An 11,082-nucleotide genomic window follows, 5' to 3' on the forward strand; every position below is an offset into this window, starting at 1 on the left:
GTGGGGCAGAGTGTGGGGCAGAAAGTTGAAAGAGGCATTTTCTGCAATTAAATCAAATCAGAATGGTGCGGTCGAGAGGTACCATACAACAATCGCACCGTGTTGCAGGGTGCCTCACTTTCTGCTTATAGTGCCAGAGGGTTAACGTCCGTTTCGTCTCAGCGTAGCGCACGGTGTAGCAGCGCGGCGCACCCCAATGTGTGGGGCACAGTGTGGGGCAGAAATGGCGGGTCTGACGAATATCAGCATCAAGAATGCCGAGCCGGGGAGATTATCGGATGGGCGTGGGTTGATCCTGGACAAGTCACCAACGGGATCTGGCCGGTGGCTGTATCGTTACCAGCACCTTGGAAAGCGCCGCGACATGGGGCTTGGATCCTGGCCGACTATATCTCTGGCACAGGCCCGATCAACCCGAGACAAATGGGCTGCTGTGCTTGCAGATGGCCGCGACCCCATCAGCGTCAGACAGGCGCAAAAGGATGCGGAGAAAGCGGAAAGAGATCACCAAGATCCTACATTTGCGGAGATGGTGACGGTGGTATTTGAGGCGAGAAAAGCCAGTTTGCGCGGAGATGGAACGCGAGGGCGCTGGCGCAGCCCATTGGACACGCACGTCATACCGAAAATTGGTCGCTTGCGCATGTCGTCTATACATCAGTCCGACATTAAGTCCGCTCTGCAGCCTATATGGCGGACCAAACATCCAACTGCCGAGAAGGCATTGCAACGGACGTTGATCGTATTCAGGGAAGCACGTGCGATGGGTATTGCGTGCGATCCGTTTGTCGTTGACGCAGCCAAGCGGATGCTGGGAATTGTCAGGCACGAGCCAACGCATATTGCAGCAACTCCTTGGCAGGACATGCCGGCGCTCTATGCCAGTCTGAGGCCTGAACGTTCATCCCACCTATGTTTACGCTGGATGATCCTCACACTGGTACGCGCGGACGGCTGCAAGGGCGCGCTGGCGTCTGAGGTGGACGGGAATGTGTGGACCGTGCCCTCAGACCGCATCAAGGGCGTGGAGGGGCGCGTTACAGACTTCCGGGTACCTTTGCCAGCCGAAGCGATGCGGATTGTAGAGGATGCCCGCGATTTAGGTCAGGAGATGCTGTTCCCTGGCAGGCGCAGCCGTTCGCTCAGTTCGACAGCACTGGAAAAGGCGTTGAACGAAATGGGTGAGACCGGCCGACCACATGGTTTCAGGTCCAGCTTTCGGGATTGGGTGCAGGATACGGACGCTGCAGGATACGAGGTGTCGGAGACAATCCTCGGCCACAAGGTCGGCAACCGGGTGGAGCGATCGTATGCGCGGTCGGATTTGCTGGAGCGACGCCGCCCTGTCATGGAAGCTTGGGCGAGGTTCGTGACTGGCGCGGCGCAGAACGCGGTCGCTATCAAGTGCTAACCCTTGTGATAAACTAGGTGTTAAAGGATAGTGCACCTAACTGAAAATTAGGTGAGCTGATGAAATTTCCACTGGTATTAATTGCACTCCCACTTTTAGCGGCCTGCACCGGCCCCCTGACCAGCGAAACCTTGGCAGACAAGCCTACCGGATACCTCTGCCGCATCCTTGGACCAGACTATGTAACATTGCCTAGCGAAGAACAGGCGATCTACCGAGAATTAGACAGACGCAGCCAGCAATGCGTCGCGACGCAGCGTGTCATAATCGACTAGGTCCAATGTTTGGCTGTCCAAATCGCGTAGTCTGTCCGAAATTTCTTTTCGACGGCTCGACCAGAATGTGAAAGCTCTTACTAACTCGCCCCCTTCAGCGCATTGGCACCTGGCGACCAGATCCACTGCATATCCACGGCCCCGCGAACGCCGCATAAAGAGCAACGCGCACGCGCCAGAATCTCAGCGCGGACGAATCCAGACGGCGAACGCCAGAGGATTTCAGCCGAGTGGCCACAACTGCAAACGAGGCGGAGATAGTGGATGGCGTAAATGTAGTTCCGGGGATGGCCCGATTGAGGGGGGCGCCTAACGGTCGGGTAAGCGCAGGAAACGGACCCTGCAAATTTGCGAACCATGGTCGTCCTTCAGGACGTGAACGGTCCAAACCTCCGGTTGGCCAGTACCGTATAGTCCAGCGCTAGAGCCCCCGTTGCGGACATTCGCGCCAAGAGGAAGACAACACGCTCTGTGAGAAGTTTCGAACACTACAGGGCCTCGAGAGCTATGGTTTTCCCGATCACAGAAAACGTCCAAGTGTATGGTTTTGTTTTGACTTCTATGAAACGGTCATTTGCTCAGAACAACCGGCCAAGAATTTGAAAGAAAAGGGATAATCTCATCGATCCACAGGCGCGTCTTGAAGGGTAGCCAACATAGCCTCTTCATCATACACTTGCGAAATCGTTCTCTCGTCCTCCATCGCGAAGAATCAACGAAGGTTTGTCCGCAAAGTCTTAACTCTCATGAACTCCTATCTTCAGCTTGCCGAAGCGGTCCTTAGAAAAACAAGCCAGCCACTATCGGCTCCCGAAATATTGGAGGCCGCCTACCGGCTACAGCTGGTTCCAGAACACCTATTTGGAAAGACACAGCATAAAACGCTGCAAGCTCGCCTGTCGGAAGATTTGCTGCGAAACCGAGAACGCGCAGTATTTGCCAGAGTGGCACCTGGTAGGTTTGTTCTAAGGTCGCGTCTGGGTGTCGAAGACCAGTCGTCTGAAGAGTTCATTGCACCGTTGAGGGCGTATCAACTCAAGAAATTCGACGTCATTTGTGCAGATAGAGAAGAGCTAGAAAGCATCTGGAAGGACCGCGAGAGTTTTGTTCCGCTGACGTCAATCCTGGCAGCGTTCTCGAAGCAGGTTCCATTGGTCGAAGCTGAGAAATCCTTGCAGTTAGTTCACCTTCGGCTCTTGGTATCAATTAAGAGCTTTGGTCGATTCCTAACTGTGAATTCGCAACGTGATCCTAGCTATGGGCAAGGAAGATCCTTCGGCTTCCTCGGATACCTCAAAGGCGTGGATTTAGACCTCTTCTCTAGAGACGACTTGGGCTTAAAGGACGCGTCATTCCGCACGCTCCAAGAGCAAACTGGTTTGCCACGCCAGCTGGTAGAACAAATCACCAAAACTGTTGAACTTGATGTAATCGATTGCTTGTGGCTCTTGGACAGTTCGGAAGCGCAAAACTCGGTTGTGGTGTTGACCTCATTCGAGTGTGATCAGCCTGAAGAATTTGTATCGCATATACCAGCACACAGAAGTCCTCGGTGGGTTCGACTGCCGATTGAAATTAACGATGTAGATGCTTTGGAGCCACTATCCCAGAGGTTATTCTCAAGCCAAGCGGCTCTTGCTTCTATGAGTTTTTAGCAAGTTCGATTACCTGGCCCAGGGGAAGTCGCTTCACAAGTTCTGCTAGCGTTTTCATACCTGCGGACCGCCATCGATCATCAGCTTTCGACGGGTCTGCCATATCTGATACTACTCGGAGAACGGACACGGGTACGCTGAATCTATGAGCGGCAGCGCAAACTCCGCCGGCTTCCATTTCCACACCAAGAAGCTTGTCAACATTTTCAACCATCTTGGCCCTGTGATTGTCACTCGCCACAACCTCATCGACGCTTGCGATTTTTCCCTCTTTTAGAGATGGAACACGACCGTCAGGCCAATCAAAGCTATTACGGCAGTACTTTTCCCAATCGTCGATGTCGAAATCCACTGATTTCGCTATTGAATATACAGCCTTGCTGCAATCGAAGTCCCGCCTCCTGAATTTGGAGTTCGCGTTACCACCTAGATCATCCGAGACTTTGCGGTTCGCTAGATCGACTACTGTATCGCAGCAAATAACCGTTCCCGGATCAATATTGGCTTCAACAAACCCCCCAGCAAGGCCGATACAGAAAACCATCTCCGGTTTCGGCTTAGATTGGCCAAGGTACCTAGTCACCTCGACTGCCGCAGCAACTCGGCCCATTTCACGAGGGCAAAGCACATCAACTTCTATCTCGCCAATCGAACCACTCGCGCCGCCACTTGCGTTGCGCCTGAAATCGAGCTGCTTAAGCAAAACATCCAGTTCTTCTTCCAAGGCAACAAATATTGCTATTTTCAATTTTCCTACTCCAGTGTGTCTGGTCGATCTAGCTGCATGAGGCCTATTGGAACCTTTTCCTCGTCCAGCTAACCCATGCTCCGTCGATAGCGAAGCCGCTAGTTCAGCACAAGCATCTGCAATTTCGATGGACTCAATTGCAGTGGGATCACTCAAAGCACCACTTCTTCTGGCCGCAAGATCGTCCCATTTGAAGCTGGCTTTTTCAACGGTACGCCGAACTTGGTAGGCCAAGTCGCCGTCTTTTGGGAACAAATTCGCGAGCTGTACATACGCATCGAATAACTCCGTAAAACCTGTAGCCCGTCTCATCCTTACTATGAAGTCAGCGGACGCACTGAGAAAGAGTACCGACCCTCCGAAGGTGTCAAGGAACACTTTCAGCCTTCGGAAGCTGTAAACCTTGCGTTCAGAAGGCAAGAAAAACAGTTCTGGCATGTGAGGGACATCGGACAGCAAAATCAGGCGGAACTCGCTGCAATACTCCTTGAAATACACATTTTGTAATGCGTCCCTCATCTCCTTATGCATAGGGGTTGCTTCATCGATCAGATGCGGTGAGATGATCGACCAAGTCAGGGCTTTTCCTTGATCGGCAAGAATTGCAGGTGTTTTTCTGAGATTGGCAATTACCTCCGCTGATGTATTTTCTTTGATGCGTTTCCAAACTTTTGCATTGGTATCAACTCCTTCTTCAAAACCCGCGATTATTGCAGGTCCGATTTGCGCCCTCCGGCCGACCAGTGCATCGCTGTAAGAAGATAAGGACATAAGCCTGCTGTCGTCGAATAAACCAGAGTATCTACTCCTTGCGGGAGAATATTCGCCTCGCTTTTTCTCGGCATAATCTGCCAAACTCCGCTCTCGAATAGGCAGTTTCACTAAGCCCGTGCGAAGGTAAGCCGACTGGCCCTCAAACAATTCAAACGCAATGTCATCCTCAAGCACGAATCCGGGTGGCGCGTAGCAGGCATCTTCACAAAGAATAGCAGCAGCGTTCAGGGGTTGCCGCAAGATAGCCGCGTGATCAGGCCGCTGGAATATATCGTAGACTCGGAAAATCTCGCGAGTGTCGCGGTTCAGGAAATGGAGAAAAATGTTCTTGCGCATTTACTGGCCGATCAGGGTCCTGATGGAGTTTTCAAGCGCATCAATGTCTCCACTATTTTCAACCGTATAGTCCACATCTACTGTATCTAGTTCAGTTTCGGATCGATGTGTGCCATCTTTTCCTGGGTCGAATCTCTGCCCACGTTCAGACAATCTCGCTACTCTCACCTCGTCAGGTGCGATCACTCTTACGATTGTGAAGCCCCGTCTCCTAGCAATTTCGTAATCAGACCTAAACCGTAGCGAATCCAAGCATATCGGACGTCCAGTCGGCGCGGTGAGAAGTGCCGCATTCAAAAAAATTGATGAATCGATAGATGTAAGCGCATCATCAAGTGTCTGAGTAGTTGATTTGTCATCATTGCCAAAAAGCAGCTTTGCAATCTGACGGCATATGGTTCCCGACGAGACCCTTTCTGTTCCTGAGTGGTAGTTAAGTAGTTTGGCCAGTGTAGACTTACCCACACCAGATTTTCCAATCAGAGCGACTTGCATCAAGTGTTCTCTACGTGGAGCAGGATTTCCATCAAGAATGTCGCAAGTTAGTTGGCAATAGGTTTGGAAATTCGCAGGATAAACTTGTTCGATGTCAGCCAAAAGGTCTTCAAGAATTAAGCTGAAGTGCAGTTGCAATTCTGGAAACTTCTTTAATCCTTCTCGAGAATATCTGATAGTGAAGGAGAGATGAGAAGGGCCAATGTCACCTACTTTTTTCACTCTGACGAACGCCAGTGCTTGTAGTTTGTCGACTGCTTTTACGAATCTTGCTTCCAACGTTTTCTCAGCAGTGACTTCGGTCATCAAATCAACGTACATAGCAGCAGCGTTCTGGTCTAGATTTCTTACAAAGTACTTAAGCGCCGCTGCTTCTTCGTTAGATTTTGCATCTCTTTCGGACGAATTGAAAGCGTGTGTGTCCGACCCGTCACCATATTTTCCTACTGGGTCTTTGTCGCCAGTAATCATTTCAAGTTGGTCATGTACGATGGCCAACTCGACGGCCCTACTAATATCGATATCAGGAAATCGGTTCCCCAAGAGCATGACACTGTTGGCAACTTGGAAAGAATGCGCCGCGACATTTTCTAATTGCAACTGCCCTGGTCTTGCACTCTCGAAACGGCTTTCACTTTCCCAGTATCTTTGGCCAAAAAACCGTACGGTGCGCTCAAGGTCGAACAATTTGTAGATTTGGTCTACATCTTGCCTTACTTCGGGTGGGGCGACAGAACTCGAAGTTTTTAAGATCAGACTCCTCAAGAGTGCTTCAAGCTTTTCCGTCAATACCTGCCTCCCCAAATAGGCCCTAAGATAAACTGTCCAACGGTCGAATGTTTCGCTAGCGCTGTCAACCAAGAGTCGGTGTTACAGGGCTCCGGTTTGATGATCCAGTTGAATGAAATAATCGCGTAAAGCAATTGGTTTGGTGGTGTTTGTAAACTAAAATTTATGTTTTGAAACTGTTTGTTGAGCGTCCGCTTTGACTATTTCGGTGCCTATTTGTGGCAACCGCGGTGAACGTCCGGTTCCCGCCCTCTGTGTCGGAGGCATGAAGCTGGGCAGCGCTCACGACGAACGGCAAGCTTGGGCTTTAAGGCGTCATTCGCTGCAGTTTATTTCCATACAGCTAACGCCACTTTGATTATGGCACTCCGTCGCGTTCATATCTCGGCGGGGAGCAACGCGCCATTGTCCTGCTGGATCTGTGTTTCGAGAGTCTCACGGCGGCGCGCCAGCGTCTCCTGGTAATCTTGCGCCTCGCGGTCGGTGAAGAAGCTCGCGTCCGGGGCCAAACGGCCCACCGCTTCCTCGACCTCCTCGAGGCTAACCCGGAAGAACTCTTTCCGCATGTTCGACATGTTGATGCGGCGTTCGGAAAACTCTCGATGCAGGGCGTTCTCCAGCGCGGGCGCTTCCTCGGAATATATCATCGCGTGGGTGTCGAAGCCGAAAGGCACGCTGGCATCGCCCAGCTCCTTGACCCGGTCGTCTGGCTCAAGGCGACGCGTAAGCCCGATCTTCACGACGTCTTCGCCGAAGGAACCGATGTTTGAGATGATGTAAACGTAGCCGGACTTCGTCATTTCGGCCATAGCACGGGCCCGCTCGGAAGCCGCATGCGCCTCGGCCAACCGCGCCTCCAGCTCCGCGATCCGCCCCTCGTCCGTCCCGGCTTCAAGGCGCGCCTTGTCGAGAAGCCTCTGATATTCTGCTTCCTTTTTCTCGGCCGCCACCGCCTCGGCCAGAAGCTTCTTCTCCTCACGCTCTGCGCGGGCCATTTCCGCGCGCTCCTCCTTCTCAACCTTCAGTTGCTCGCGGTATTCGTGGGAAAGGCGGAGCTCCTCGACCTTCAGATCCAGGTACTTCGGGTTGATAGTGAGGTTCATCGAGGCATTGGCGCTGTCGATCTGCATAGTGGCGTTGCGGATGCGCTTCTCCATCGCCACCACGTTGTTCCAGCGGGTGTGCGCGATGGCCGCCTCGCACTCACCGTTGAAAGCGCGCAGCGTCAGCCGAGACTGCCGGTTGATCATCGTCTGCCCCTTCGATTTGCTCCCATCCACGGTCCAGTCGGTCGGGCACTGCGTGGCAATCTTGTTCGAGACGTAGTCCTTCTGGCGCGCCCGCACCGCGGTGATCGAATCCTTATATTCCTTGCTATCTCCGAAATCGAAGTGAGGCTCATAGACCCCGAGTTCGGCGAAAGCCAGTCGCTCGTCGTAGACTGCGATCTGTTCTTGAAGAGCGTTCAAGTACTTGCGCTTCTCGGCGTAGGTCGCGCGGACTTGGGCGATTTCGGCCTGCACCGCCTCGGTCTGCTGGATGATCTCATACATCTTGTGCTCCGCCTCGAGGCGCGCCGTCTCGATGCCCTCGGAAGCTTTCGCCTTTTCGCTTGCGATCTGTTCCTCGACCCTGGCCCGCTCTTCCTCGATTGAAATAACTGGCTCGAAGCGCTCCTTGAGCGCCGCCGTCTCCTTCCGTGACCGCTTCAGCTTTTTCAGCACGACAATGGCGGTGATCAGGAACGGGATTGGCAGGACCAACCAGACGAGCAGAAGAATATTTCCAGTATCCATGAAAACCACACCCTTAAAAGATAATCTCGAGTTGCAATAATCGCCGAGGCTGCAACGGGGAGTGGTGGAGTGCAAGTGGATTGTTGGCGGCGACCTAGGGATTGTCTCTTTCGTTCCCCATCGGTTCGCAGTTGGTGGAGCAGTGCAGATACGCAGTTGGTGAGGACGAGTTTCGTCTTACCTGCTTCACGCAGGCGGCTTTGGCCTCTCTGTCGACGGCCGATGCTGACGACGGATGGGGCGAGTGTCGCGAAAGGGCTGGGTGCGGCCGATGGTTTCGATGAGCCCATGCCTCAGGCGTGGAGCCGCCTAGTAGCAAACCGGTACTGTTCTTTGAGATGCCAAAATAACAATCTGGAGGGCTACTTTTTCGACTTCGTCGCAAAGCTCGTGAGCTGCCACTGCTCCTGCGAGCTTTTGTATCCCAGCCAGCCCAATCGATTTTTGACCGGCGGGTAGCCATCTTTCATCGACGACATAGAACATCCACTCGGAAATTTGGCGCTGATCCACGCCCTCGTGCCATGCGAAGATATAGATATCGGCTAAGCGGGAACCACTAGTGTTCTCGATGTAACGCTTGCCATCAGGGTAATGTCCCTTCGCTGATGCGATGCTGAACCGCGGCGCACTCGTGGATTTACCCCAAGACTGATCTCTTGCTGACTGCTTCACTTCAATTCTAATTCCGTCTGACCGTTCCAGGTCCCAAGCGGCCCAATCGGTGCCCGCATGCTGCCATTCGCGTCCAAGCAGCTCACAAATCATGACCTCGGCCCAGAGGCCGCGGAGATTGTTCTGCATCACCGGAACGTCAAACATTCTTCGAATGTGCGCGAGTATAGTTTCGTTCATCGGCACAGAATGGCCGCTCGACTGAATGTCTGCAATGGCCAGAGTTTAACGCCACGGTGCATCAGGCCCGACCGTAGGCAATGGGCAGTCTGCCGTCGGCTGCGACCAGCCATGAGGCTGTGGTGATACAATGATTTTGTGCTGCGCCGCCGCAAGGCAGGTTTGAGCCCATCGCGTCGAGATGCTGCAGCTTGCACGAAGGTCGACTACTTAGGACGACATCGGCGGAAATTCTCGTTTGGGTTGTTGGCGATCACTTGAAGATCCGGACCAAGACGATACTGTGTTCGCAAGCAGGAAAAAATTGTGGCGGAGTGAGAAATGATTGGCGACTTTGGTGACCGAAATCCACGGAATAGAGACATCAAAGTTGCTGACTATGCGCCTGAAAAATGGAGAGAGTTTTCGTCTGCCAGAGAAGAAGTAGCAACTAAAGCTATTAAGCAAGCTGGCGGAAAAGTCGAGACTTACCGAGTGCTCATTCAAGTTGATCTTAACGGGATGTATATGCGCTTGCACAAGTGGCTGACTGAGGCTGGGATGCCTATTAGGGGTGGGCTAATCCTAAGTCGCTTCGCTTTTTTCCAAATATACGATGCCTTCGAAAGAATTAAAAAGAGTGTCATAGAGCTTTCAGAAGGAGAGTTTGCAGACTTTGAAACCGTCACAGAAGACATTCGAACTACAGATAACGATGGAATTTGGATCGATCCAAAAAAGACATATTTGAAATTTTCTCCGCAGTTTGACCTTTTTTATGCTCCGGCACCCCACAAAGATATCGAGTGGAAGCTGCGTAAAGAGGCTCGATCAGGTAATTTTAACCTGGAAAGACTTGTTAAGAATGCGGGTAAAGGCGTTATCGAAGTCTATGGAAGCGAACGCGACTATAATGCCTATGATGATTTTATTGCAAAGTTAAAGGCTAACCCACAATACTCTCGATCGGAGCAAGGGTTCTTTTGTTACTATGTAGGGCCGAAGGGTCTTAGCAGCTTCAGCGAAAAGGAAGTTGACACACGCATTGTGATACGCGCTATGGATGCTCTTTATAATTACGAAGCTGACGTTATTTGTGTGGTTTCTTCTGACCAAGATTTCTTACCGCTGAGTAAGAAGGCTTCTGAATTTGGGGTCTCGTTTTACCAAGCCGACTTAGCCAAGTTTAACTTGGAGCACAATGTTGGTCGGAAAATCAAAGAGCTGGGATCAAAATTTTTGAAGGGCCAGATCGACCCAAGCTGGCCACTGTTGGTGATTTGGGAGGCTTCGAGCTCCGAAGGGCCTAAATCGTCCGCGCTCTACGAGATAGATGAAGAGGAGCTTAGGACACTTTGCCAGATGCACAATGAAATGAACGACTTCCATATCGCACCGAATTTGAGTTCGAACGGAACAATCTCGGGCTTAGTTCTGTCAAAACCACTAAATTAGAGATCCATGGTCTCCAAGGGGTCGTGGGTCCGCAACACGGCCATCCCACGATGAAGAATTCTGCACGATGCACGAACGGCTGTTTTTGGTGAAGCCGCACTGCGGCGTAATGAATAGCGATCAAGGTCACCTTTGGGCCGATCACGTCGCGAAGTGCGACCACCGTTCCCAAATTTGCAAAGGGTGCTTCCTGCGCACTGCTGCCGTTCGAATCAGCTAACGATCCACCCTCAGCGAAAGTCCGGAAGGTCCGCATAGCTGCCCGTCGAGTGTGCCTGGATGATGCAGCTGCGGCGAACGGCGGTTTCTGCGCACAGCGGTCGCGTAGAGACACAGGGCGACAATCAGCGCCATCACAGACCGATGGACTTGGTGGCCGTCACGCGGCCGTAGATGGCCAGCAGTGCGCCCGCAGCGGTGACGATCGCCTCGACATGGCCGACGGTCTCAGCTGCATCACCCGCGGTGACGGTGACGCCCAGCAGGCTCAGCACCTGCGGGGCCACGGCGATCA

7 protein-coding genes are annotated in these 11,082 nt (G+C 52.4%); 3 read left to right on the top strand and 4 right to left on the bottom strand.

Annotation, left to right across the window (positions count from 1 at the left end):
* The first annotated feature begins 223 nt into the window (after nt 1-223).
* Together FOY53_RS22020 and FOY53_RS22025 are read left to right on the top strand one after the other, a co-directional pair.
* Entirely contained in the window at nt 224-1,411 is a 1,188-nt protein-coding gene (locus FOY53_RS22020) for a tyrosine-type recombinase/integrase (RefSeq protein WP_146592451.1), read from the top strand.
* Between the two features lie 1,021 nt (nt 1,412-2,432).
* Nucleotides 2,433-3,341 (top strand): winged helix-turn-helix domain-containing protein, encoded by a 909-nt coding sequence (locus FOY53_RS22025; protein ID WP_146592452.1) that lies wholly within the window; start codon nt 2,433-2,435, stop codon nt 3,339-3,341.
* On the opposite strand, the gene FOY53_RS22030 is transcribed toward FOY53_RS22025, so the two are convergent.
* The 4 genes from FOY53_RS22030 to FOY53_RS22045 form a co-directional block, all read right to left on the bottom strand.
* Nucleotides 3,328-5,199, bottom strand: a complete 1,872-nt coding sequence (locus FOY53_RS22030) for a 5'-methylthioadenosine/S-adenosylhomocysteine nucleosidase family protein (RefSeq protein WP_146592453.1) — start codon at nt 5,197-5,199, stop codon at nt 3,328-3,330. The two genes, FOY53_RS22025 and FOY53_RS22030, sit on opposite strands and share 14 nt — an antisense overlap.
* On the bottom strand, nt 5,200-6,483 hold the full coding sequence (locus FOY53_RS22035) for an HD domain-containing protein (protein ID WP_186766720.1): 1,284 nt from the start codon (nt 6,481-6,483) through the stop codon (nt 5,200-5,202). It lies immediately after the preceding gene.
* A gap of 377 nt (nt 6,484-6,860) precedes the next feature.
* Nucleotides 6,861-8,279, bottom strand: coding sequence for an SNIPE associated domain-containing protein (locus tag FOY53_RS22040; RefSeq protein WP_146592455.1), 1,419 nt, complete (start codon nt 8,277-8,279; stop codon nt 6,861-6,863).
* A gap of 309 nt (nt 8,280-8,588) precedes the next feature.
* A complete protein-coding gene (locus FOY53_RS22045) occupies nt 8,589-9,134 on the bottom strand; it encodes a hypothetical protein (protein WP_146592456.1) in 546 nt (181 codons plus the stop codon).
* Nucleotides 9,135-9,455: 321 nt separating this feature from the next.
* Here FOY53_RS22045 and FOY53_RS22050 point away from each other — a divergent pair, with 321 nt between their 5' ends.
* Nucleotides 9,456-10,568 (top strand): NYN domain-containing protein, encoded by a 1,113-nt coding sequence (locus tag FOY53_RS22050; RefSeq protein WP_146592457.1) that lies wholly within the window; start codon nt 9,456-9,458, stop codon nt 10,566-10,568.
* Nucleotides 10,569-11,082: the final 514 nt, after the last annotated feature.

It is taken from the genome of Puniceibacterium confluentis (assembly GCF_007923445.1).
In the GTDB taxonomy this organism is placed as follows: domain Bacteria; phylum Pseudomonadota; class Alphaproteobacteria; order Rhodobacterales; family Rhodobacteraceae; genus Puniceibacterium; species Puniceibacterium confluentis.

Bases quoted from the DNA above. Each gene is read 5' to 3' on its own strand.
- FOY53_RS22040 (WP_146592455.1), bottom strand. From the start codon at position 8,279: ATGGATACTGGAAATATTCTTCTGCTCGTCTGGTTGGTCCTGCCAATC.
- FOY53_RS22025 (WP_146592452.1), top strand. From the start codon at position 2,433: ATGAACTCCTATCTTCAGCTTGCCGAAGCGGTCCTTAGAAAAACAAGC.
- FOY53_RS22020 (WP_146592451.1), top strand. From the start codon at position 224: ATGGCGGGTCTGACGAATATCAGCATCAAGAATGCCGAGCCGGGGAGA.
- FOY53_RS22045 (WP_146592456.1), bottom strand. From the start codon at position 9,134: ATGAACGAAACTATACTCGCGCACATTCGAAGAATGTTTGACGTTCCG.
- FOY53_RS22050 (WP_146592457.1), top strand. From the start codon at position 9,456: ATGATTGGCGACTTTGGTGACCGAAATCCACGGAATAGAGACATCAAA.
- FOY53_RS22030 (WP_146592453.1), bottom strand. From the start codon at position 5,199: ATGCGCAAGAACATTTTTCTCCATTTCCTGAACCGCGACACTCGCGAG.